Source organism: Xanthomonas graminis pv. graminis (assembly GCF_030168915.1).
Taxonomy (GTDB): Bacteria; Pseudomonadota; Gammaproteobacteria; order Xanthomonadales; family Xanthomonadaceae; genus Xanthomonas_A; species Xanthomonas_A translucens.
The window spans coordinates 2,481,370-2,504,104 of sequence record NZ_CP076255.1; the positions used below are offsets into that span (position 1 = coordinate 2,481,370).

General features: G+C 68.3%; 18 protein-coding genes. 4 read left to right on the plus strand and 14 right to left on the minus strand.

The annotated features are described in order from the left end of the window. Positions 1-31 precede the first annotated feature (31 nt). Together KHF85_RS10710 and KHF85_RS10715 are read right to left on the minus strand one after the other, a co-directional pair. Positions 32-1,747, minus strand: coding sequence for a response regulator (locus KHF85_RS10710; RefSeq protein ID WP_284566677.1), 1,716 nt, complete (start codon positions 1,745-1,747; stop codon positions 32-34). Further along, the gene (locus tag KHF85_RS10715; protein ID WP_284566678.1) at positions 1,744-3,258 is read right to left on the minus strand and encodes an ATPase domain-containing protein; all 1,515 of its coding nucleotides are present in this window, start codon (positions 3,256-3,258) and stop codon (positions 1,744-1,746) included. The genes KHF85_RS10710 and KHF85_RS10715 overlap by 4 nt, the downstream gene beginning before the upstream one ends. A gap of 505 nt (positions 3,259-3,763) precedes the next feature. Between KHF85_RS10715 and KHF85_RS10720 the strand changes: the two genes are divergently transcribed. Continuing rightward, entirely contained in the window at positions 3,764-3,964 is a 201-nt protein-coding gene (locus KHF85_RS10720; RefSeq protein WP_284566679.1) for a hypothetical protein, read from the plus strand. Between the two features lie 8 nt (positions 3,965-3,972). Here KHF85_RS10720 and KHF85_RS10725 read toward each other — a convergent pair whose 3' ends face one another. From KHF85_RS10725 to folD, 5 genes are all read right to left on the minus strand, one after another. Next, positions 3,973-5,358, minus strand: coding sequence for a glycoside hydrolase family 43 protein (locus KHF85_RS10725; RefSeq protein ID WP_284566680.1), 1,386 nt, complete (start codon positions 5,356-5,358; stop codon positions 3,973-3,975). A gap of 35 nt (positions 5,359-5,393) precedes the next feature. Next, positions 5,394-8,255 carry a glycoside hydrolase family 31 protein gene (locus KHF85_RS10730; RefSeq protein WP_284566681.1) on the minus strand — a complete coding sequence of 954 codons (2,862 nt, stop codon included), beginning with the start codon at positions 8,253-8,255 and terminating at the stop codon, positions 5,394-5,396. A 430-nt stretch (positions 8,256-8,685) separates the two neighbouring features. Then, complete coding sequence (gene guaA / locus KHF85_RS10735) at positions 8,686-10,251, minus strand: glutamine-hydrolyzing GMP synthase (RefSeq protein ID WP_284566682.1); 1,566 nt, start codon at positions 10,249-10,251, stop codon at positions 8,686-8,688. Positions 10,252-10,397: 146 nt separating this feature from the next. Further along, a complete protein-coding gene (gene guaB / locus KHF85_RS10740) occupies positions 10,398-11,855 on the minus strand; it encodes an IMP dehydrogenase (protein WP_284566683.1) in 1,458 nt (485 codons plus the stop codon). Between the two features lie 158 nt (positions 11,856-12,013). Continuing rightward, the gene (gene folD, locus KHF85_RS10745) at positions 12,014-12,934 is read right to left on the minus strand and encodes a bifunctional methylenetetrahydrofolate dehydrogenase/methenyltetrahydrofolate cyclohydrolase FolD (RefSeq protein ID WP_284566684.1); all 921 of its coding nucleotides are present in this window, start codon (positions 12,932-12,934) and stop codon (positions 12,014-12,016) included. A gap of 51 nt (positions 12,935-12,985) precedes the next feature. On the opposite strand from folD, the gene KHF85_RS10750 reads away from it, so the two are divergent. Genes KHF85_RS10750 through KHF85_RS10760 form a run of 3 tightly spaced genes read left to right on the plus strand, consistent with a single transcriptional unit; the run spans position 12,986 to position 14,056 of the window. Next, positions 12,986-13,282, plus strand: coding sequence for a DUF1244 domain-containing protein (locus KHF85_RS10750; protein ID WP_284566685.1), 297 nt, complete (start codon positions 12,986-12,988; stop codon positions 13,280-13,282). Further along, positions 13,283-13,855 (plus strand): alpha/beta hydrolase, encoded by a 573-nt coding sequence (locus tag KHF85_RS10755; RefSeq protein WP_284566686.1) that lies wholly within the window; start codon positions 13,283-13,285, stop codon positions 13,853-13,855. Positions 13,856-13,885: 30 nt separating this feature from the next. Then, entirely contained in the window at positions 13,886-14,056 is a 171-nt protein-coding gene (locus KHF85_RS10760) for an alpha/beta fold hydrolase (protein WP_284566687.1), read from the plus strand. Positions 14,057-14,151: 95 nt separating this feature from the next. Here KHF85_RS10760 and KHF85_RS10765 read toward each other — a convergent pair whose 3' ends face one another. From KHF85_RS10765 to KHF85_RS10795, 7 genes are all read right to left on the minus strand, one after another. Next, positions 14,152-15,990, minus strand: coding sequence for a monovalent cation:proton antiporter-2 (CPA2) family protein (locus KHF85_RS10765; RefSeq protein WP_284566688.1), 1,839 nt, complete (start codon positions 15,988-15,990; stop codon positions 14,152-14,154). 255 nt (positions 15,991-16,245) lie between these two features. Further along, a complete protein-coding gene (gene moeB / locus KHF85_RS10770) occupies positions 16,246-17,385 on the minus strand; it encodes a molybdopterin-synthase adenylyltransferase MoeB (RefSeq protein ID WP_284566689.1) in 1,140 nt (379 codons plus the stop codon). Positions 17,386-17,447: 62 nt separating this feature from the next. Next, positions 17,448-18,665: a molybdopterin molybdotransferase MoeA gene (locus KHF85_RS10775; protein ID WP_284566690.1), complete on the minus strand. Its 1,218-nt coding sequence runs from the start codon at positions 18,663-18,665 to the stop codon at positions 17,448-17,450. Further along, positions 18,662-19,270 (minus strand): molybdenum cofactor guanylyltransferase, encoded by a 609-nt coding sequence (mobA, locus tag KHF85_RS10780; RefSeq protein WP_284566691.1) that lies wholly within the window; start codon positions 19,268-19,270, stop codon positions 18,662-18,664. The genes KHF85_RS10775 and mobA overlap by 4 nt, the downstream gene beginning before the upstream one ends. 4 nt (positions 19,271-19,274) lie before the next feature. Continuing rightward, positions 19,275-20,672, minus strand: coding sequence for a ribosome biogenesis GTPase Der (gene der / locus KHF85_RS10785; protein ID WP_039009814.1), 1,398 nt, complete (start codon positions 20,670-20,672; stop codon positions 19,275-19,277). A gap of 15 nt (positions 20,673-20,687) precedes the next feature. Next, entirely contained in the window at positions 20,688-22,043 is a 1,356-nt protein-coding gene (bamB, locus tag KHF85_RS10790) for an outer membrane protein assembly factor BamB (RefSeq protein WP_284566692.1), read from the minus strand. Then, positions 22,043-22,681 carry a YfgM family protein gene (locus tag KHF85_RS10795; protein ID WP_284569523.1) on the minus strand — a complete coding sequence of 213 codons (639 nt, stop codon included), beginning with the start codon at positions 22,679-22,681 and terminating at the stop codon, positions 22,043-22,045. The genes bamB and KHF85_RS10795 overlap by 1 nt, the downstream gene beginning before the upstream one ends. Positions 22,682-22,735: the final 54 nt, after the last annotated feature.

The following is a 22,735-nucleotide window of genomic DNA, read 5'->3' on the forward strand; positions in this document are numbered from 1 at the left end:
CCGCGCTTGCCGGCGCCAACCGCGGGTGCGTTCAGGAATACAGCGGAGCCGCTTCCGGTTTGCCGTGGGCGCCGGGATTGGCACGCACATGCTGCAGCGCCGCCGCCAGCTCGTCCAGCCGGTAGGGCTTGGGCAGGATCTGCACGCCTTCCGCTTCGGCCGCCGATTTCGCCGCTTCCGCGTAGCCGCTGGTGAGCAGGATCGGCAGTTGCTGGCGCCGCATGCGGATCTCGTGGACCAGCTCCAGGCCGTTCATGCCGCCGGGCATCATGATGTCGGAGAACACGATGTCCACCACGCGCTCGTTGGCCAACGCGCCCAGCGCCGCGGCCGCGCTGGCCACGCGGGTGACCTGGTAGCCCAGCTGGCGCAGCATTTCGCCGACCAGCGCGGCCACTTCGTCGTCGTCCTCCACCAGCAGCACGTAGCCGGCCTCGCCCGGGGCGCGGCGCGCCACTTGTTGCAGGTCCATCAGATGCCGCTCGTCCAGCGCCGGCGCGCGGAACGAGCGCGGCAGCAACAGGTGGATGGCCGTGCCCTGCCCCAGGTCGCTGTCGATGTGGATCGCGCCTCCGGATTGCTGCACGAAGCCGTGCACCTGCGCCAGGCCCAGGCCCGAGCCCTTGCCGATGTCCTTGGTGGTGTAGAACGGCTCGAACACCCGCGCCTTCACTTCCGGTGCCATGCCGGTGCCGGTGTCGACGATCGACAGGCGGATGAAGTCCGGATCGGTCTTGCCGACGCCGGGCAGATTCTGCGCCCGCACCACGATGGTGCCGCCGCTGGGCATCGCATCGCGCGCATTGACTGCCAGATTGAGCACCACCAGTTCCAGCTCGCCCGGGTCCACTTCGATCGGCCACAGGTCCTCGGCAAGATCGAAATCCACATGCACGTCGCCGCGCAGGCTGCGGTCCAGCAGTTCGCGCATGCCGCCGATCTGCCGGGTCAGGTCGACCGGCTCCGGCTTGAGCTCCTGCCGCCGCGAGAACGCCAGCAACTGCCGGGTCAGTCCGGCGCCGCGCTGCGCCGCCTTCTGCATACCGTCCATCAGCCGCTTGCGCACAGCCGGGTCGGCCTGGATGTCGAGCATCGCCAGGCCGCCGGAAATCACCATCAGCAGGTTGTTGAAATCGTGCGCCACGCCGCCGGTCAATTGCCCGATGGCCTCGATCTTCTGGGCGTGGCGCAGGGTCTCCTCGACCCGCGCGCGCTCGTCCATCTGCGTGCGCAGCAGGCGGTTGGCTTCTTCCAGCTCGCAGGTGCGCGCCACCACCTGCGCCTCCAGCTCCTGCGCCGCCGAGGCCTGCGCCTGCAGCAGCGAACGCACTTCGTACTGGCGGGCGCGGGCGCGCAGCGCGGCCTTGATGGTGCTGGTGAAGGTGATCGCCTGCACCGGCCGCTCGAGCAAGGCCACATTGCGCAGGGACGCCACCAGGTTGCGCCGCCAGTTCACCACCGACGGTTGCTCCTGATGGCTGGTCAGCACCACGAACGGCAGATCCGACCATGCCGGCTGCGCATTGGCCCAGCCGAACAGCGCCGACGCATCCCTGCCGAACAGGCCTTCCTCGGCGACGAACACCGCGGCGGCACCGACCTCCAGTTCGCTGACCAAACTGTCCAGATCGGGACAATGGCAGGCCACCACGCCGCCACGCCGCAACAGCTCCACCGACGCACCGCCGTCGCGGCCGATCGGGGCATGCACCAGAACGCGGTGCTCGATCGCATCGCTGCTGCTCATGCAGGCGTATCCAGCAACGGCATCTCCCCTCCGCTGTAACGCGGCGTTCCGGAAAAGATGCCGCTGAAGCCCTTGATCGGCGGACCGACATCGATGCCGTTGCGGCTGAGCTGGAACTCGCGGATGGTGTTCTCGTGGCTGCCGCTACGCTTCTTCACCACCGACAACGCCCGGCGTACCGTGCCGTCCACTTCGAAATAGCGCAGCATCAGCACCGAATCGCTCAGATAGCTGAGGTCCAACGGCGTTTCCATCGGCCCCATCAGCCCATGCTGCGCCAGCACCAGAATGGTCAACACGCCCTGCTGGCCCAGATAGCTGAGCAGTTCGTGCATCTGCAGGATCAGGAAGCGTTCGTCCGGCATCGCATTGAGATAGCCGTTGAGGCTGTCGATGACGATCACCCGCGCGCCGTCCACTTCCACGCTGCGGCGCACGTTGGCGGCGAACTGGCCCGGCGACATCTCCGCCGGATCGATCTGCTGGAACCGGATCAGTCCGTTATCGAGCTTTTCCTCGAGCGGCAGGCCCAGCGTGCGCGCACGCGCCTGCACCGTGCTGCGTCCCTCGTCGAAGGCGAAGAACACGCTGTGTTCGCCACGCTCGGCCGCAGCGATGGCATAGATCAGCGCCAGCGAGGATTTGCCCACGCCGGCAGCGCCCAGCAGCAACGCATTGGTACCGCGCTCCAGCCCGCCGCCGAGCAGACGGTCCAGTTCGTCGTTGCCGCTGGACGCGACCTCCTCGATATGGTGGGGCTTGTATTCGGCCGCGATCAGGCGCGGATAGATTTCCAGCCCGCCCTTCTCGATGGTGAAGTCGTGGTAGCCGCCGCGGAACTGGATGCCGCGCATCTTGATCACCCGCAGGCGCCGACGTTCCGAGCCGTAGTCGATGGCCAACTGTTCCAGCAGCACCACGCCGTGGGTGATGGAATGCAGCTGCAGGTCGTTTTCCTGCGAGGACAGGTCGTCGAGCATGATCACCGTGCATTGCCGGCTGGCGAAGAAATGCTTCAGCGCCAACACCTGGCGGCGATAGCGCAACGGGCTCTGCGCGAGCAGGCGCAACTCGGACAGGCTGTCCAGCACCACCCGCGTGGGGTTGAGCTGCTCGACCTTGTCGAAGATCAGTTTGGTGGTCTCGGTCAGCTCCATTTCCGCCGGATGGAACACGGTGAGTTCGCGTTGCGGATCCAGCGCGGTCTCCGGCGGCACCAGTTCGAACACGTCGACCTGGTTCATGCTCCAGCCGTGGCGGCTGGCGACCAGGCTCAGTTCGCGCTGGGTCTCGGACAAGGTGATGTAGAGCACCCGCTCGCCGTTGCGCGCGCCTTCCAGCAGGAACTGCAAGGCGATCGTGGTCTTGCCGGTGCCTGGGCGGCCTTCGTACAGATAGAGCCGATTGGGGTCCACGCCGCCGCCGAGGATGTCGTCCAGCCCCGCGCTGCCGGTCGAGATGCGCGGCGGATCGTCGCCATTCACGTGATCGTGCTGCCGATGGGGCGTCATGCTCGTCCTTTACTTGCGGTTGGATGAAAGGCGCCGGTGTTCCGTCGCCGCTGCGGGCCACGCGCAGCGACTCGAACCGAGTCCACCTTCGCAAGCACGCCCTGCCCGATCCTGCGACAGGCGCGCCAAAAGGCCGCGCTCGGCGCACGAATCGCACACTCCAATCACCCTACGTTCGGCAAAGTGATGGTCTTGTGTAGAGCGGTCGCGCCCTGCCAGCGGCGGATTGTCACTGTCGCAGCAGTGCCGGAAAGGCGGCCGCACTACCGTCGAAGCGCCAAGAACGTCTTGGCGCTATCGGCGAACGCGCGCTGCGCCGAGCGATCTGCGTGCGGCCCCTGCGGCGGCATGTGATTGGAGAAACTCGACGCGACCGCCTGGCCGGGCATTGCCGACTGGCCTGGCTGCAATCGTACGGCAACGACGGGCAGCTTCAGAACCGGATCGCGGCCGCTGTACCGGCATGGGAAATCCACCTGGTGACGGGCGCGGGCTCCATACCGCCATGGGTATCGCCGTGCACGAGCACAAGTTCGCGCTGCCGGATCGTGCCAGGAAAGCCGCCGCGTCGCGGGCCGATGGGCAGCGTCCTGGCCGCATCGTTCCGGACCAGATCGTAGGTGGCATCGCCTCGCGTGTAGCCGACCAGCGCACCGTCCTTCCAGACCGGACTACCGAGGACCGTCCAACGCCGGTGCCGCCGTAGGCGAGACTTCAACGCGCGAAACGCCAATCGTCGAAATCGAACAGCGACGGCTCCGCGCCGCCTTTGAACAGCATGTACAGATCGTGCGTGCCGGCAGCGCCGGACACCGACGCCGTGCGTTCCTGCCACCGCCCCGCGGCACCGCTGGCGCCGACCTGCAGCGTGCCGATCAGCGGACCGTCCACGCCGTCGAGCCGCAGTTCGATCGACGATGGCGCCACCGCGTTGGCCACGCTGGCGATAAAGCGCTTGGCGCCCGGCGTGCCGAAGTCGACGCCGGCGACCTTGATGTAGCTGCGGTCGGCGATGCGCGTGACGTACATACCGGTACGCGCGTCGCCGGCGGTGTCCACGCCCGGCGCCCAGTCGTACGGCCGGTCGCGGTCGCGCTTGATCCGCGACGTCCACGCGAACGTCTCGGCCTCCACACGCGTATACGGATCGACGGTGCCGAGCTGCGCCACCCCTTTGCGGTCCCACCACGGTTGCTTGGGAATGGTGCCATCGGGCCGGTACTGGAACCTGGTGACGGTGACCGAGCGGCGCTCGCGATGGATCGGCGTCATTTCGAAGTTCAGCCAGTAGTTGAAGCCGAACAGATAGGAGCCGCCCTTGTAATCGACGATGCCGGGATGGTTGCCGGTGGAGCCCTGGTTCGGGTCCATGATCTTGCCCTTGTGCACCCACGGGCCAGTCGGACCGTCGCTCATCGCATAGCCGATCCCTTCCGGGCAACAGGTCGATGCGTAGGCCATGTAGTAACGGCCGCCGCGCTTGTAGAACCACGGCCCCTCCTGATAGTCCGCCGGCTTGCTTTCCACTTTGGTGATCGGGCCGGAATAGGACACCATGTCGGGGTTGAGCCTGACGTACCACAGGTCCGGGTTGCCCCAGTACAGGTACGCTTGGCCGTCGTCGTCGATCCACACGGTCGGGTCGAAGAAGCCCTCGGCCGGCGCGATCAGCGGCTTGCCCAGCGCATCGCGGAATGGCCCGTCGGGCGTGTCGGCCACGGCGACCGCGATGACGTTCTTGGGCGAACCGGCCACGCTGATCGGCACATAGAGATAGAACCTGCCGCCGCGCGCCACCACCTGCGGCGCCCAGGCGTCGTTGCTCTGCACCGCCCAGGGAAAGGTCTTGAGCGAGGCGACCACGCCGCGGTCGGTCCAGTTGACCAGGTCGGTGGAACGGTACAGCCGCCAGTCGAGCATCTTGAAGCCGGCGGCATCGTCCTCGTCATGGCTGGTGTAGAGATACAGGACGCCGTCGTGGACCAGCGGCGCCGGGTCCGCCGTGAACCGCGTCTGCACGATGGGATTGTCGGCGCGCGCCGCAGCGAGCGGCAGGCCGACGGCGAGGACCAGTGCGGCGAAAATGGCAGGCTTCGACAAGGCTGCACTCCTGCGGACAACAATGAACGGGGATTTCAGAACCGGACGGTGACAGGTTTGCCGGTATATGAAATGCGCTTGGTGACCGGCGCCGGTTCCAAGCCGCCGTTGGCGGCGCCGTCCACCAGCACAACGTCGAGCTCGCGCTGCGCGATCATGCCGGGAAAGCCGCCCCGCCGCGGGCCGATGCTCAGGGTTCTGGCCGCATCGTTCCAGACCAGTTCGTAGGTGGCATGGGCACCCTTTTCATAGGCATAGGTCTCGTTGTCGTCCTCATACAGGGTGAAGCGCGCGTTCGCGCCCGGATAGATGCGGACCTCGTACGGCGCATCCGGGTCTTGCGTGGCGTATTGCACATGCGGTCCCATCGGCACGATCGACCCGGCCCGGACGTAGAGCGGCAGCAGATCCAGCGGCGTGCGCCGGGCGACGCGGCGGCCGCCATCGAAGCGTTGGTTGGTCCAGAAGTCGTACCAGCCCACAGCCTTGGGCAGATAGGTCTCCATGTTGTCGTCCATGGCGGCGCGCGGGGCGGCGAGCGCCTGCCGCTCGCTCGGCGTTCTCCACGCCAGGCGCAGCACGCGCTCGGCATCGCCCTGGTAATACTCGAGTCCGAGCTTGACCACCTGGCCCTTGCGCAGCGCGACCGTCGTTGCCTTGTAGCGCGCGGCGCCGGTGTCCCAATCCTGCACGACGGTCTTGCCGTCGAGCATCAGCCGGAAGCCGTCGTCGGCTTCGACCCCGATCTCGTACTCGCCCGCTTCCGGCGCGGTCAGGCTGCCCTGCCAGCGTGCCGAGAAGTGGGTCAGCCCGGAAAGGCCGGCCGGCACCTCGGCGAGCGGCGGATCCGGCCAGGTGTGGTCCACCTTCGGATCGACGAAGCGGCTCTTGGGCGTGTCGAAATTCTCGCCTTCGAAATACTGACCCGCCAGGCCCGGCTTCCCGTCCGGCGTGCGCAGCACCGCGCCCGGGATGGTCGTCGCCGGCGGCGGCTCGATGTGGTACATCGGTCGCGTCACCGGATGCACGAGAAAAGCGTTACCGAGCATGAAGGTATCGTCGATGCTGTCGGTGGCGCGGTCGTCGGGGAAATCCATCATCAGCGGCCGCATCAGCGTGTAGCCGTCGGAGGTCACCTTCCAGCTGAGGCTGTAGAGATACGGCAGCAGGCGATAGCGCAGTTGGGTGCTCTTGAGCAGCGAGGCATAGACCGCCGGGTCGGTCGACTTGAACCGGTAGGGCTCGCGCTCGACGTTGGTGCCGTGGATGCGCATGATCGGATTGAACGCGGAGAACTGCAGCCAACGCGCATAGAGCTCGCGCCACGCCGGATTGTTCTCGCCACCGGGGAAATCGGCGACGAAGAAGCCGCCCGTATCCTGCGTCCAATACGGGTTGCCGGTTACCGTGACATTCACCCCGTCGGCGACCTGCTGTTTCAAGGTTTTCCAACTGGCGTAGATGTCGCCGCTCCAGGACGCCGCCGCGGTGCGCTGCGCGCCCGCCCACGCCGAGCGGGTCAGCGTGAACACGCGCTTGTCGCTGGTGGCGCGCTGGCCGTCGTACGTGCCCTGCGTGGTGAGCAGCGAATAGGGATTGAGGTAACGGGTGAAGTCGCCCAGGGCGTTGGCGCCCAGCGCCTTGGTGTCGCGGATATTGTCCTGCGCATTCCACATGGCGCTGCTGACTTCGATCTCGGTGCCGTCCATCCACAGCGCATCGACGCCCTTGTCGAGCAGGCCCGACTTGAGGTGCTTGAAGTAGATCTGCTGCCCCAGCGGACTGTAGGCGTCGTAGACGCGCGCGTGCTTGGAGATCCAGTGCAACGGCGCGAAACGCAGGTTGTGCTGGTCCAGCTCGTGGGCGAGCGCAGTATCGTCGCCGACGGAGGGCCAGATCGACACCATCAGCTTCATATGCAGGTCGTGCACCTGGCGCGCCATGCCGGCAGGATCGGGATAGCGGACCGGATCCCAGGCCATGCCGCTCCAGCTGCCGTCCTTGTCCGATCCCCAGTACTGCCAGTCCTGCACGATGTAGTCGAGCGGGAATCCGTCGTTGCGGAAGCTGCGGGCGACGTCGAGCAGTTGCTCCTGGGTCTTGTAGCGTTCCTTGCTCATGAACAGGCCGAACGCCTGCTTGGGATACATCGGCGCCTGGCCGGTCAGCGCCCGGTAGGCCGCGACCACCGCATCCGGGGTGTCGCCGCCCATGAAGTAGTAATCGACGCCACCGGGGGCGCTTTCGGCCCACATCGATGCGCCGTTCGCATCGTCCTTGAAGCGCATTTGCGAATAGGTATCCCACAGGATCCCGTAGCGGCGCGAGGACATCAGCACGGGGATGACGATGCCCACGTTGGTCTGCACCAGCAGCAGTTCCTTGCCGCGCCGATTGCTGCTCTCCTCGCCGAGGAAGCCCAGACCGTAGATCGCCTCGTCCGGGCGCAAGCTAAAGCGGTTGGCCGCCTCGAACGTCGGCGCGCCCGACACCACGAGCTTCTTCAAGGTCTGCGGCGCGTCGCGGTTTTCTTCCGTATAGAGCTTGCCTGCCGCGTCGAAGAAACGCAGCGCACCGGTCTTCTTGCTGATTTCCACGCGCAACCTGGCGCTTTCGAGCGTCAGCGTGTCGGTGGTCTCGCTGGTGGTGAAGGCGACCCGTTGCGGCTTGCCGGTCACCGCGAGGCTGGCGGCGGTCCAGTAATTCTCACCCAGGTTCGCATTCACGCGAACGGTCTGCGGCCCGTAGAAGATCACGTTCTTGACGATCTGGCCGATGCGGACCTGGACGCCTTCTTGCAGCCGCGTGTACGCGAACGACTCGCCGCTTGCTGCCGCCACAGCGCGCAGATGTCCGCGCGCATCCAGGCCGGTCTGCGCGGCAGCAGCGGCCTGCATCGCAGCAGCGAACGCTGACGGAACGGATACCCAAAGCCCGAAGCTCAGCAACGCCGCCGCCAGCAACCTGTGTCGCCCGATCCGCATTATGACACTCCCTTTTCGCCCATCACGGGCACATGGCGTTCGCTTTGCGAAAAAGTGTACGCCATGTGGCCGGACGATCAACCGAAGCTTGCAACTGCATCCGTACGCTATGCGCGCATGCGATCGGCACAGTCCGCGCCAGTGGAATTCTCAACGCGGTGCGGCAGCTGCCGCGTCTTCGGTTTCCCTCGGCCGCCTGGCCGCGGACCGCGATCGCCAGCAAACAGCAGGGTCGGTCCAGTCGGCGCATGCGCTCGCGCCTGTCTTCGACATCTGCACGATTCCCGCAACGACGCTCAGACCGCGATCGGCCGCCAGTAACGACCGGCCGCAGGCAACTGGGTCACTCCCACTCGATCGTCGCCGGCGGCTTGCCGGAGATGTCGTAGACCACGCGCGAGACGCCGCGCAGTTCGTTGATGATGCGGTTGGAGACGGTGCCGAGGAAGTCGTACGGCAGGTGCGCCCAGTGCGCGGTCATGAAGTCGATGGTTTCCACCGCGCGCAGCGCGATTACCCATTCGTAGGCGCGCGCGTCGCCGACCACGCCCACCGACTTGACCGGCAGGAACACCGCGAACGCCTGGCTGGTGGTGTCGTACAGGTCGGCCTTGCGCAGCTCCTCGATGAAGATCGCATCGGCCTTGGCCAGCAGCTCGGCGTACTCGCGCTTCACTTCGCCGAGGATGCGCACGCCCAGGCCGGGACCGGGGAAGGGATGGCGGTAGACCATCGTGCGCGGCAGGCCGAGCTCCACGCCCAGGCGCCGCACTTCGTCCTTGAACAGCTCGCGCAACGGCTCGACCAGGCCCAGTTTCATGTGCTCGGGCAGGCCGCCGACGTTATGGTGGCTCTTGATCACGTGCGCCTTGCCGGTCTTGCTGCCGGCCGACTCGATCACGTCCGGATAGATCGTACCCTGCGCCAGCCACTTGGCATTGGCCAGCTTGTTCGACTCTTCGTCGAAGATCTCCACGAACAGGTTGCCGATGATCTTGCGCTTGGCTTCCGGATCGCTAACGCCGGCCAAGGCGTCGAAATAGCGGTCGGCGGCATTGACCCGGATCACCTTGACGCCCATGTGCTCGGCGAACATCGCCATCACCTGGTCGCCTTCCTGCCAGCGCAGCAGGCCGGTATCGACGAACACGCAGGTCAGCTTGTCGCCGATCGCCTTGTGCAGCAGCGCGGCGACCACCGACGAATCGACGCCGCCGGACAGGCCCAGGATCACCTCGTCGTCGCCGACCTGGGCGCGCACGCGCGCGATCTGGTCGTCGATGATGTTGGCCGCGGTCCACAGGGTCTCGCAACCGCAGACGTCGACCACGAAGCGGCGCAGCAGGGTCTGGCCCTGCAGCGTGTGGGTGACTTCCGGATGGAACTGCACGCCGTACCAGCGCTTGGCTTCGTTGGCCATCGCCGCGACCGGGATGCGCTCGGTCACCGCGGTGATGGTGAAGCCCGGCGGCACCTTGGAGACGTGGTCGCCGTGGCTCATCCACACGTTCAGGCGCGCGGCGCCGGGGTGGTCGCTGAGGCCGGAGAACAGCGCGTCGGGCGCGACCACGTCCACTTCGGCATGGCCGAACTCGCGTTGATCGGCGGCCTCGGTGGCACCGCCCAGCTGCGCGGCCAGGGTCTGCATGCCGTAGCAGATGCCGAACACCGGCAGCCCGCTGTCGAACACTTGCGGCGGCGCGACAGGTGCGCCCGGCAGCGTGGTCGATTCGGGGCCGCCGGACAGGATGATGCCCTTGGCGCCGAAGCCGGCGATCTGCGCCGGATCGTGGTCCCAGGCCCAGATCTCGCAGTAGACCCCCAACTCGCGGATGCGGCGTGCGATCAGCTGCGTGTACTGCGCGCCGAAATCGAGGATGAGGATCTTGTCGCTGTGGATGTTTGACATCGGGACTCGGGACTCGGGACTCGGGACTCGGGATCCCGCGATCCGGTAGCGATCGACGATGAAGAAACGGCGAGGAGGAATCGCTCCGTCCGTCGCCGTCCAACTGCTGTGCCGAGTCCCGAGTCCCGAGTCCCGAGTCCCGGCGCTTACCCCATGCGGTAGTTCGGCGGTTCCTTGGTGATCTGCACGTCGTGCACATGGCTCTCGCGCTGGCCGGCACCGGTGATGGTGACGAAGCTGGGCTTGGTGCGCATGTCCTCAATGGTCGCGCAGCCCACGTAGCCCATCGTGGCGCGCAGGCCGCCGACCAACTGGTGGATGATGCCGCTGAGCGGGCCGCGGTACGGCACGCGGCCTTCGATGCCTTCCGGCACCAGCTTGTCGGCGTCGGACGCGTCCTGGAAATATCGGTCCTTGCTGCCCTTCTCCATCGCGCCCAGGCTGCCCATGCCGCGGTAGCTCTTGTAGCTGCGGCCCTGGAACAGCTCGACCTCGCCCGGGGCTTCCTCGGTGCCGGCGAACAGGCCGCCGACCATCACCGTGGAGGCGCCGGCGACCAGCGCCTTGCCGATGTCGCCGGAGTAGCGGATGCCGCCGTCGGCGATCAGCGGGATGCGGTCCTGCAGCGCCTCGGCGACCATGTCCACCGCCGTGATCTGCGGCACGCCGACACCGGCGACCACGCGCGTGGTGCAGATCGAGCCCGGACCCACGCCCACCTTGACCGCGTCGGCGCCGGCGTCCATCAAGGCCAGCGCGGCATCGCCGGTGACGATGTTGCCGCCGATCACCTGCAGCTGCGGATAGGTCTTCTTGACCCAGGCCACGCGGTCGATCACGCCCTGCGAGTGGCCGTGCGCGGTATCGACGATGACCACGTCCACGCCCGCCGCGGCCAGCAGTTCGATGCGCTGCTCGGTATCGCCGCCGACGCCGACCGCCGCGCCGACCAGCAGGCGCGTGGACGCGTCCTTGGCGGCGTTGGGGTTGTCGGTCTTCTTCTGGATGTCCTTGACCGTGATCAGGCCGCGCAGCTCGAAGCTGTCGTTGACCACCAGGATCTTCTCGATGCGGTTGCGATGCAGCAGCTGCAGCACTTCCTCGTCGCTGGCGCCTTCGCGCACGGTGATCAGGCGATCCTTCTTGGTCATGATGTGGCGGACCGGATCGTCGAGCTTCTTCTCGAAGCGCATGTCGCGGCTGGTGACGATGCCGACCAGCTCGCTGCCATCGACCACCGGCACGCCGGAGATGTTGCGCGCGCGGGTCAGTTTCAGCACTTCGCCGATGGTGGTTTCCGGACCGACGGTGAACGGCTCGGTGATCACCCCGGCCTCGAACTTCTTGACCTTGGCCACTTCCGCCGCTTGCTGCGCCGGGGTCAGGTTCTTGTGGATGATGCCGATGCCGCCGAGCTGGGCCATGGCCACCGCGAGGCGGTGTTCGGTCACCGTGTCCATCGCCGCCGACAGGATCGGCAATTTCAGGCGCAGGTTGCGGGTCAGCCGGGTTTCCAGGCTGACGTCCTTCGGCAGGACGATCGAATGAGCGGGGACGAGCGAAACGTCGTCGTAGGTAAGAGCTTCAGCCTGGATGCGCAGCATCGGCGGACCCGAATGTGGGGAAGCGCGGCATTTTAACCGGAAATGGGGGGCTGAGGCTATGGGAGGAGAAGCCGGGACCGGGGACCGGGGACCCGAAGAACGTTTCTTGGTAAAGCAACATGTATCGGCCGCCGGTGCTTCGGCTCGGCCCTTAGCTTCTACCGGGTCCCCGGTCCCCGGTCCCCGGTCCCGGCAACACCAGCCCCATCCGCCGCCTCGATCGTGTTCTGCATCAGCGTGGCCACCGTCATCGGCCCGACCCCGCCCGGCACCGGGGTGATCCAGCTGGCGCGCTGCGCGGCCGCGTCGAAGCCGACGTCGCCGACCAGGCGGCCGTCGTCGAGGCGGTTGATGCCCACGTCGATCACCACCGCGCCGGGCTTGACCCACTCGCCCGGGATCAGGCCGGGACGGCCCACCGCCACCACCAGGATGTCGGCATCGCGCACGCGGGCCTGCAGCACCTCCGGCGGGGTGAACTTGTGGCAGCAGCTCACCGTGCAGCCGGCGATCAGCAGTTCCAGCGCCATCGGCCGGCCGACGTGGTTGCTGACCCCGACGATGGTGGCGTTGCGGCCGCGCACCGGCTGGTCGGTATGCCCCAGCAAGGTGACGATGCCGCGCGGCGTGCACGGGCGCAGGCCGAATTCGCGCAACGCCAGGTGGCCGACGTTCTCCGGATGGAAACCGTCCACGTCCTTGCGCGGGTCGATGCGGTGGATCAGCCGGCTGGCGTCGGGAATGCCCGGCAGCGGCAGCTGCACCAGGATGCCGTGGATCTTGGGATCAGCATTGAGGCGGTCGATCAGCGCCAGCAGCTCGGCTTCGCCGGTCCCGGCCGGCAGGTCGTAGTCGAACGCCTCGATGCCGACCTTTTGCGCGGCGCGGCGCTTGTTGCGCACGTAGACGGCGGACGCCGGATCGCCGCCGACCAGCACCACCGCCAGGCCCGGCCGCGGCTGTCCGGCCGCCAGCCGCGCATCGACCCGCAGCTTGAGCTGGTCGAGCAGTTCGTCGGCGATGCGCCGCCCGTCGAGGATGCGGGCCGGAACGGAGGAGACGGGCGCGGAATCGGTCATCGAGGCGAGCGGGTGTAGAGTTTGGGGACCCCCATTGTCCCCGATTCCGCCATGACCGACACCACCCGCATCGAGGCCGCCGCGTTCCGGCGGCTGCTGCAGCACCTCAACCAGGAGCGCAGCGACGTGCAGAACATCGATCTGATGATCCTGGCCGGCTTCTGCCGCAACTGCCTGGCCGACTGGTACCGCGAGGCCGCGGCCGCCGAAGGCGAGATGATGAGCAAGGAACAGGCGCGCGAACGCGTCTACGGCATGCCGTTCGCCGACTGGAAGGCGCAGTTCCAGGCCGAAGCCACGCCGGAACAACTGGCGGCCTTCGCCGACGCACAACGCCGGCACTCATAGATGCTGCGTCACCTGGGCATCGTGGCGGCGATCGCGGCCGTCGCCTACCTGGTGGTCTGCGCCCTGCTCTACCTGGGCCAGCGCGACCTGCTGTATTTCCCGCAGGCGACCCGCGTGGCGGCGGCGCAGACCGATTTCACCCTGCAGCGCAGCCCGGCGTTGCGCCTGCGCGGCTGGCAGCTCAATCCCGGCCGCGACAAGGTGTTGCTGTACTTCGGCGGCAACGCCGAGGACCTGCGCCAGGCGCGCGCGCAACTGGCGCCGCTGCTGCCCGACTACAGCGTGTACCTGCTGGCCTACCGCGGCTACGGCGCCAGCGACGGCACGCCGAACGAAGCGGCGCTGATCGGCGATGCGCTGGCGCTGTACGACCATGTGCGCGCCGCGCAACCGCAGGCCGAGATCGTGGTGCTCGGGCGCAGCCTGGGCAGCGGCGTCGCCAGCCAGCTGGCGGCGCGGCGGCCGCTGGCGCGGCTGGTGCTGGTCACCCCGTTCGACAGCCTGGCCGCGGCCGCCCAGGCGCATTATCCGTGGGCACCGGTGCGCTGGCTGCTGCGCGACCGCTACGACTAGGCCAGCGCGCTGCGCACCTATCGTGGCCCGTTGCTGGTGTTGCGGGCCGGCCGCGATCAGGTGGTGCCGGCGGCGAGCACCCAGCGCCTGCTCGACTCCCTGGCGCAGACGCCCACCGTGGTCGCGATGCCGCGCGCAGGCCACGACGACATCAGCGCCGACCCGCGCTATGCGCAGGCCTTGCAGGCGTTTTTGCGCTGAACCGCAGACACTGTAGGAGCGGCTTCAGCCGCGACAGGAACGTTTCCGGAGAGATCGGGTCGCGGCTGAAGCCGCTCCTACAGGTGGGCGGTGCCTCAGTCGTTCCGGCGCTCGTCCACCGGCACCGCTTCGGGATTGAGCGTGCGGCTCTCGCGCCGCGGCGGGGTGAACGGGGTCGGCTTGGGTACCGTCGGGGCGATATTGCCGTACATCAGCCCGCTACCGGCACGCACGTCGCCGGCAGCGATCTCCAGCTCAAAGCGCTCGGCATCGCGACGGCGGATCGCGCGAGCGATGCTCGCAGCCTCGTCCTCGGCCATGCCCAGTTCGATCAGCGCGGCCTGGCCGAATTCCACCGCCGATTCGAAGGTCTCGCGGATCTGGTAGTCCACCCCGGCGGCGATCAGCTTCAGCGAATGCTCGCGGTCGTAGGAGCGCACCAGCAGCTTGGCGTGCGGGAATTCCTGCGTGGCCAGCTCGACGATGCGGTTGGCCGCCTCGCGGTTGTCGATGCACACCGCGATCGCGCGCACGCTGTGCGCGCCAGAGGCATGCAGCACGTCCAGCCGGGTGCCGTCGCCGTAGTAGATCTTGAAGCCGAACTCGGCCGCGCTCTGGATCATCTCGATGTCGTTATCGATGATGGTCACGTCCACGTCGCGCGCCAGCAGCGACTGGCTGGCGACCTGGCCGAAGCGGCCGAAACCGATGATCAACACACTGCCGGTGAGCCCGTCGGCCGCCTCCACGCCATCCAGCGACGGCGCCTCCACCGGCGCCCAGCGCCGGTACAGCAGCACGAACAGCGGGGTCAGCGCCATCGACAGCACCACGATCGCGGTGAGGTTGGCATTGACCTGCGCATCGATGACCCCGGCCGCGCCGGCGGCGGCGAACAGCACGAACGCGAACTCGCCGCCCTGCGCCATCAGCACGCCGCGGTCCAGCGCCTGCGCGTGGCCGCTGCCGGTGAGCCGCGCGACCAGGTAGATGCACGCGGCCTTGGCCGCCATGAAGGCGAGCACGCCGCTGAGGATCAGTGTCCAGTTAGCCGCCACCACCGCCAGGTTCAGGGCCATGCCCACGCCGAGAAAGAACAGCCCGAGCAGGATGCCGCGGAACGGCTCGATATCGGCCTCGATCTGGTGGCGGAAGGTGGATTCGGACAACAGCACCCCGGCCAGGAACGCGCCCATCGCCATCGACAGCCCACCGAGCTGCATCAGCAAGGCCGCGCCCAGCACCACCAGCAGCGCGGCGGCGGTCATCACCTCGCGCGCCTTGGCCGCGGCCAGCAGGCGGAACAGCGGATTCAGCAGCCAGCGCCCGGCCACCAGCAGGCCGACGATGGCCGCCGCGCCGACGCCGATACCGATCCAGCGCGAGGGCGCATCGGCGGCGACCGGCACCGGCGCCATCCACGCCACCACCGCCAGCAGCGGCACGATCAGCAGGTCCTCGAACAACAGGATCGCGACGATCTTCTGCCCCGCCGGCAAGGCGATGTCGCCGCGCTCGCCGAGCAATTGCATCACTACCGCGGTGGAGGTGAGCACGAAGCCGGACGCGGCGATGAACGCCACCGGCAAGGACAGCCCCAGCGCCAGCCCGACCCCGGTCAGCACCGTCGCGCAGACCGCGATCTGTAGCGTGCCCAGGCCGAAGATCTGCTTGCGCAGGCTCCACAGGTGCGAGGGCCGCATTTCCAGCCCGATCACGAACAGGAACATCACCACGCCCAGCTCGGCCACGTGCAGGATCGCCTGCGGATCGGCGAACCAGCCCAGTCCGAACGGCCCGATCGCCAGGCCCGCGGCCAGATAGCCGAGCACCGAGCCCAGGCCGAGGCGGCGGAACACCGGCACCGCCACCACCGCGGCGCCGAGCAGCGCCACCACCTTGATCAATTCGCTGCTGTCGGCTGCACTGGTCATGCGTCGATTCTACGCACATGGTCGGACCGGTCTCATGCACCGATGTGCGGGACGGCATACTGCGGCGGCGGCGCCATCGATATGTCGCTTTCGCCTGCAACGTTCGCTTCGCCATCCGCGCGGTGGGACTGAAACACCGTTCCACAAAATCGGTCGCCCCCTCCCCTGTAGGAGCGGCTTCAGCCGCGACGGGCTTTACCGGTGAAGCCACGTCGCGGCTGAAGCCGCTCCTACAGAAAAGCCCGGATGCCGTGCTCAGGTGTGGGCGCCGCAGAACTGGACGTAGTCGATGTAGCCGGGGAACGCCAGGCCGGGCGCGCAGACCGGGCACTGCGGGTCGGCGGCCAGGCGGGTTTCGCGGAAGCGCATCGCCAGCGCGTCGAAGTACAGCAGGCGCCCGCGCAGCGGCTCGCCGATCTCCAGCAGCAGCTTCAGCACTTCGTTGGCCTGCAGCAGGCCGACGATGCCGGGCAGCACGCCGAGCACGCCGGCCTCGGCGCAACTGGGCGCGAACTCCGGCGGCGGCGGCTCCGGGAACAGGCAGCGGTAGCAGGGCGCCTGGCCGCGCCGGCGGCCGGCGTCGAACACGCTGACCTGGCCTTCGAAGCGCTGCACCGCGCCGTACACCAGCGGCTTGCCGAGTTTCACGCAGGCGTCGTTGAGCAGGTAGCGCGCGGGGAAATTGTCCGAGCCGTCGAGCACCACGTCCACGTCCTGCAGCAGGCGTTCGACATTGGCCGACGTTACCCGTTCGCGTATCGGCTCGACCTGCACGCCCGGATTCAGCGCGGCCAGCGCGGCGGCCGCCGACGCCACCTTGGGCTGCCCGATCCGCGCTTCGGTATGCAGGATCTGCCGCTGCAGGTTGCTGCGATCGACCACATCGTCGTCGGCGATGCGCAGCTGGCCGACCCCGGCCGCCGCCAGGTAGAACCCTGCCGGCGAACCCAGACCGCCGGCGCCGACCAGCAGGACGCGCGCCGCCTGCAGGCGGCGCTGGCCGTCGATGCCGACCTCGGGCAGGCGCAGGTGGCGCGAATAGCGCTCGAAGAAATCCTGCTGCTCCGGCGCCAGTGCCGGCCGCTGCAGCGGCAGTCCGTCGCGCTGCCAGCGCGTGGTGCCGCCCAGCACCGAGGCGACCGCGCAATACCCGGCATGCTGCAGGAACAGCGCCGCCTCGTGCGAGCGCTTGCCGCTCTGGCAGATCAGGATCGTCTCGGCGTCGGCCGCGCCGACATGCGTGACCGGATCGTCCTGCAACTGCGCGCGGGCCACGCCGAGCGCGCCCTCGGCCATGCCGGTGGCGCGCTCGTGTTCCTCGCGCACGTCGATCAGCCGCGCGCCCTGGGCGATGCGCGCGCGGGCCTGCTGCGGGGTCAGTTGTCGAATGCTCATGCAAGCATTATCAGCGCAAACCTGTGGTGCGTCCTTCGCTCAGCAACCCACACGCGCGCGGCTCAATACGCGAACACCTCGACCACGTCGCCGGCATCGAAACGGCGCGCGCCCTCGTCCAGGCGCAGCAGCACGTCGCTGTCGGCGGCGCCGCGCAGGCGGTGCGAACCATCGGCCGGATTCGGCTCCACCCACAGCTGTCCGTGCGCGTCGCAGCGCATGCGCCCGCGCAGGAATTCCAGGCGGTCGTGGCGCTTGTCCCAGCCCGAGGCCAGACGCGCGCGCCATTGCGGGCGCGGCTCGGTGCGCTGCTGCAGCGCGTCCAGCAGCGGCCGCCCGATCGCCATGAAGGTGGCCAGCACCGACACCGGGTTGCCGGGCAGGCCCAGGAACACGGCGCGGTCCAGCTCGCCGAACAGCAGCGGCATGCCGGGGCGCATGCGCACCTTCCAGAAATGGATGCGGCCGCGCTCGGCCAGCAGCCGCGGCAGATAGTCCTTCTCGCCGGCGGACACGCCGCCGCAGGTCAGCACCACGTCGAACGCCGAGGCCGCATCGCCGAGCATGCTCGCGATCCGCTGCGGATCGTCCGGCAGCGTCGGCCACGCGGTCGGCTCCAGGCCGAGCAGGCGTAACTGCGCCATCAGCATGTCGCGGTTGCTGTTGTAGATCTGCCCGGGCTTGAGCGGCATGCCCGGCTCGACCAGCTCGTCGCCGGTGGCGAACACCGCCACGGTCGGTCGCGCCGCCACCGCCACCTGCGCCACGCCGAGCGCGGCGGCCAGGCCGATTCGCGACGGCGTCAACGCCACGCCCGCTTCGAGCACGCGCTCGCCGGCACGCACGTCTTCGCCGCGCGCACGCACGTGCGCGCCGGCGAACGGCACGGCCGGCACCTGCACCTGGCCGTCGCGTTCGACCACGTTTTCCTTGATCACCACCGTATCGGCACCCGCCGGCAGCGGCGCGCCGGTGGTGATGCGCAGGCATTCGCCGACGCCGATCGCCTGCTGCAAGTCCTCGCCGGCGAACTGCTCGCCGGCCAAGCGCAGCATGGTCGGCGCATCGGCACGCAGATCGGCATGACGCAGCGCGAAGCCGTCCATCGCGCTGTTGGCGAACGGCGGCAGGTCGATCGGCGCGTCCAGCGGCGCGAGCAGGATGCGCCCGTCGGCGCGCGGCAGCGCCAGGCGTTCGGTCGGCAACGGGCGCGACTGGGCAACGGCGGCGACGATGGCCAGCGCTTCGGAATAGGCAATGCGGGAGGGATAGTCGTTCATGGCGCCGGCAGGATACCCGCTGCGCGCAGGTCCTGCGGCGTGTTGAGGTTGCCGAGGGTCACCCCGGGCAGGCGTACGCGGACCATCGCCAACTGTTGCTGCAGGATGCTCGGTGCGTAGTGCGCGGTCGCCAGCGCCGTTGCCAGCGCGGGACGCAGCGCGTCGACCCGGTACAGCGCCACCAGCGGCTGCACGCCGTCGTCGTCCTCGGCATAGGCGCCGGCGCCAGCGCCGCTGGCGGCGATCAGCATCACCAGCAACGCGGGCGGCAACCGGCATAGATCCACCGGCAAGGTCAGCAGCCAGGGCGTCGCGCAGGCCGCGGCCAAGGCATCCAGGCCGGCCATCGGCCCCAGCGAACGTTCGGCGCCCGGCGGCGCGAGCACCCGATCGGGCACCGCGCGCAATCCAGCGGCGGCATAGCGCGGCAGCGCGCGGTTGGCGCTGACCAACACCGCCGCGAGCGACGGTGCCAACGCCTGCGCCAGGCCCTGCACCAGCGGCGTCCCATCGCGTTGTTGCAGCCAGGCCTTGTCGCGGCCGCCCAGGCGTTGCGCGCGGCCGCCGGCAAGGATGCCCAGCGTGACCTCGCGCCGCGCGTCCATCGCGCTACTTGCCGCGGACGTGCTTCATCAGGCGCCGCTTCTTGGCGACCTGGCGCTCGGTCAGCACGTTCTTCTTGCCTTCGTACGGATTGGCGCCTTCGCGGAACATGAAGCGCACCGGCGTGCCGACCAGCTTGAAGCGCTTGCGGAAGAAATTCTCCAGATAGCGCTTGTACGACTCCGGCAGCACCTTCAGCCGGGTGCCGTGGACGATGAAGGTCGGCGGATTGCTGCCGCCCGGATGCACGTAGCGCAGCTTGGAGACGTGGCCGCGGATGCTCGGCGGCGGATTGGTCTCGTAGGCCACTTCCAGCGCCTGGTTGACTTCGCTGGTGCTGAAGACGCGCACAGCCGAGGCATGCGCGCTGTGGATCGAGCGGAACAGCTCGCGCAGGCCGGAGCCGTGCTTGGCCGAGATCCGCACCGCTTCGGCCCAGGGTACGAAGCCGAGCTTGCGCGACAGCAGCGCCTCGGCCTGCTCGCGCTGGTAGTCGGTCAGCCCGTCCCACTTGTTGACCGCCACCACCAGGGCGCGGCCGGCGTCGAGGATCGCGCCGAGCACGCTGGCGTCCTGGTCGGTGACGCCTTCGGTGGCGTCGAGCAGCAGCACCGCGACCTCGCATTGCTCGATCGCCTGCAGCGTCTTGAACACGCTGAACTTCTCAACCGCCTCCTCGACCCGGCCGCGCCGGCGCAGGCCGGCGGTGTCGATCAGGCGGTACAGGCGGTCGTCGCGTTGCAGATCGACCGCGATCGAATCGCGGGTAGTGCCCGGCACTTCCGAGGCGATCATCCGCTCCTCGCCGAGCAGGCGGTTGACCAGCGTCGACTTGCCGACGTTGGGACGGCCGACGAAGGCGATGCGCATGCGCGCAGGATCGGTGTCCAGCGTGGCGCCGGCGCCCTCTTCCGGCAAGCGCGACAGCACTTCCTCGAGCAGGTCGTCGATGCCATGGCGGTGCGCCGCGGACACCGCGATCGCCTCGCCCAGGCCGTAGCGCGCGAACTCGGCGCGCACCTGGTCCTCGTCGGTGCCGTCGATCTTGTTGATCAGCAGCAGCGTCGGCCGCGCCAGCTTGCGCAGCCAGGCCAGGATCTCGTCGTCGAGCGAGGACGAGCCCTCGCGGCCATCGACCACGAACAGCACCAGATCGGCTTCGCCGGCCGCGGAACGCGCCTGGTCCGCAGTGGCGCCGGCCAGGCCTTCTTCCTCACCGGAAATGCCGCCGGTATCGACGATCACGAACGGGGTGTCCGGCTCCAGCCGGCACACCCCGTAGTTGCGATCGCGGGTCACGCCCGGCTGGTCATGGACCAGCGCATCGCGGCTGCGCGTGAGCGCATTGAACAGCGTGGACTTGCCGACATTCGGCCGTCCAACCAGGGCGACCAGCGGCAGCATCGCGAATTCCTTCCCTTATTGACCCAACCGGAACGCGGTCAGGTCGCCTTTCGTGTTCTGGACCAGCAGGATGCCATCGGCCACCACCGGCTGCGCTACCAGCGCCTTGCGTCCCACCCGCTCGCGTGCGGCGATCTCGCCGTTGTCGAGCTTCAACCAATGCAGGTAACCCTTGTAATCGCCGACCACGGCGTAGTCGCCCTGGATCGCCACGCCGGTCAGCGAACGCCGCGCCAGCGCCGGCTGCGACCAGGTCGCCGAGCCGGTGGCCTTGTCCAGCGCCCACACCGAACCGGCGTTGTCGGACACCACCACGCTGCTGGAACTGACGCCGACACCGCCGGCGCCGCCATGATCGCGGGTCCACAACGGACGCCCGCTGGGGCCTTCCAGCGCCACGGTCTGATTCTTGAAGCTGGTCGCGTACAGGGTGGTGCCTTCCAGCACCGGCGCGCCGTCCACGTCGGCCATGCGCTCCAGTTCGGTACGCCCTTCCGGCACGCCGATGGTCTGCTCCCACAGCACGCGCCCATCCTGCATCGCCAGCGCCGCCAGGGTGCCGTCGTCGTTGCCGATGAACAGCACGCCCGGACCGGACACCACCGGCGCGTTGCCGCGCACGGTCAGGGTCGGCAGTTCCTGCGCGTGGAACCAGCGCTGCTGCCCGGTGCTCGCATCGAATGCGGTGACGTGGCCATCGTTGCTGCGCACGAACACCAGGTTCTGCGAGACCACCGGCGCGGCGATCACTTCGTTGGGCACCTTGGCGTGCCACTTCTCGGTGCCGCTGGCGGCGTCGAGCGCGATCACTTCGCCATTCAGGCCGCCGACGACGACCAAGCCCTCGCCCACGCCAGGACCACCGGCGAAGCGCGGCAGCGGACGGTTCTTCTCCAGCCGCTTGCGCTCCTTGGCCTGCTGCTTCTCGTTGCGCAGGCGCTGCTTGTAGGCCACGCGCTCGTCCTTGGACAGGCCCTTGCTGGACTCGCCCTCGACCTGGCTCTCCGGCTGCGCCTGCACCTGCGACATGCGCTCCTTGCGCGCTTTCTTGGCGTCGTATTCCCACAGCATCTTGCCGGTCTGCAGGTCCAGCGCGTAGACCGAACCGGAGGCCGCGGCCAGGTACACCTTGCCGTCGGCCACCGCCGGATGCTGGCGCACGCCGATCCGCTTCTCGCCCTTGCCGGCATCGGTGGACCACAGCTTGACGACCTTCACCGACGGCTTGAAATCGACCAGTTCGGCCGGCTCGGCGGCCTTCTTGGCGGCCGCGTCCTTGCCTGCGAACCAGCCCTTGACCGTGCTGCAGCCGGACAGCGCCAGACCCAGCAGCGCGATGGTCGCGATGCGCTTGAACATGACTACCTTCATCAGATCGGCTCCGCAGGATTCGGCACGGTGCCGCCCGCATCCATCAATTTCGTTTCCAGCAGTCGCCGTTGCGGCGCCGCCACGTCCAGGGTGGTCAACGACTTGGCGTACGCCTCGCGTGCCGCGTCGCGCTTGCCCTGCGCGATCAGCGCATCGCCACGAAGCTCCAGGCTCTGGTTGTCGTCGGCCGCGGCCAGCAGCTTCAGCGCTTCATCGCTCTTGCCGGTCTCGATCAGCAACCGCGCCACGCGCTGGTCGACCAGCAGCTTCAGCTCGCCCTCGGCCTTGAGGCCGCGCAGCGTCGCCAGGGCCTGGTCGTACTTGTTGTCGTCGGCTTGCGCCTTGGCCAGGCGCAGCGCGGCCAGTTCGGCGTAGATGTTGGCCGGGCCCTGCTGCAGCGCCGCCATGTCCTTGCTGGCCTTGTCCAGTTGCTTGGCCTGGATGCTCTTGAGCACGGCGTCGTAGCGGGAATTGGCCAGCGCCAGATCGTTGGAGTGCTGCTTGGTCCACCACTGCCAGCCAATGATCGCGCCGATGCCCAGGGCAATGCCGCCGATCAGGCCGGCGCCGTTTTTCCTGAGCCAAGTGCGGACGCGTTCGCTTTGTTCGTGCTCGTCGAGCAGGTCGTCGATCGCCATGCGTACTCTCGCCCCGCCGCAACGACGGGACATGAAATGTTGAGATTGAGGAAC

Bases quoted from the DNA above. Each gene is read 5' to 3' on its own strand.
- guaA (WP_284566682.1), bottom strand. From the start codon at position 10,251: ATGTCAAACATCCACAGCGACAAGATCCTCATCCTCGATTTCGGCGCG.
- guaB (WP_284566683.1), bottom strand. From the start codon at position 11,855: ATGCTGCGCATCCAGGCTGAAGCTCTTACCTACGACGACGTTTCGCTC.
- KHF85_RS10775 (WP_284566690.1), bottom strand. From the start codon at position 18,665: ATGAACGACTATCCCTCCCGCATTGCCTATTCCGAAGCGCTGGCCATC.
- KHF85_RS10710 (WP_284566677.1), bottom strand. From the start codon at position 1,747: ATGAGCAGCAGCGATGCGATCGAGCACCGCGTTCTGGTGCATGCCCCG.
- folD (WP_284566684.1), bottom strand. From the start codon at position 12,934: ATGACCGATTCCGCGCCCGTCTCCTCCGTTCCGGCCCGCATCCTCGAC.
- moeB (WP_284566689.1), bottom strand. From the start codon at position 17,385: ATGAGCATTCGACAACTGACCCCGCAGCAGGCCCGCGCGCGCATCGCC.
- KHF85_RS10720 (WP_284566679.1), top strand. From the start codon at position 3,764: ATGGGTATCGCCGTGCACGAGCACAAGTTCGCGCTGCCGGATCGTGCC.
- KHF85_RS10795 (WP_284569523.1), bottom strand. From the start codon at position 22,681: ATGGCGATCGACGACCTGCTCGACGAGCACGAACAAAGCGAACGCGTC.
- bamB (WP_284566692.1), bottom strand. From the start codon at position 22,043: ATGAAGGTAGTCATGTTCAAGCGCATCGCGACCATCGCGCTGCTGGGT.
- KHF85_RS10765 (WP_284566688.1), bottom strand. From the start codon at position 15,990: ATGACCAGTGCAGCCGACAGCAGCGAATTGATCAAGGTGGTGGCGCTG.
- KHF85_RS10755 (WP_284566686.1), top strand. From the start codon at position 13,283: ATGCTGCGTCACCTGGGCATCGTGGCGGCGATCGCGGCCGTCGCCTAC.
- KHF85_RS10715 (WP_284566678.1), bottom strand. From the start codon at position 3,258: ATGACGCCCCATCGGCAGCACGATCACGTGAATGGCGACGATCCGCCG.
- KHF85_RS10730 (WP_284566681.1), bottom strand. From the start codon at position 8,255: ATGCAGGCCGCTGCTGCCGCGCAGACCGGCCTGGATGCGCGCGGACAT.
- KHF85_RS10750 (WP_284566685.1), top strand. From the start codon at position 12,986: ATGACCGACACCACCCGCATCGAGGCCGCCGCGTTCCGGCGGCTGCTG.
- mobA (WP_284566691.1), bottom strand. From the start codon at position 19,270: ATGGACGCGCGGCGCGAGGTCACGCTGGGCATCCTTGCCGGCGGCCGC.
- der (WP_039009814.1), bottom strand. From the start codon at position 20,672: ATGCTGCCGCTGGTCGCCCTGGTTGGACGGCCGAATGTCGGCAAGTCC.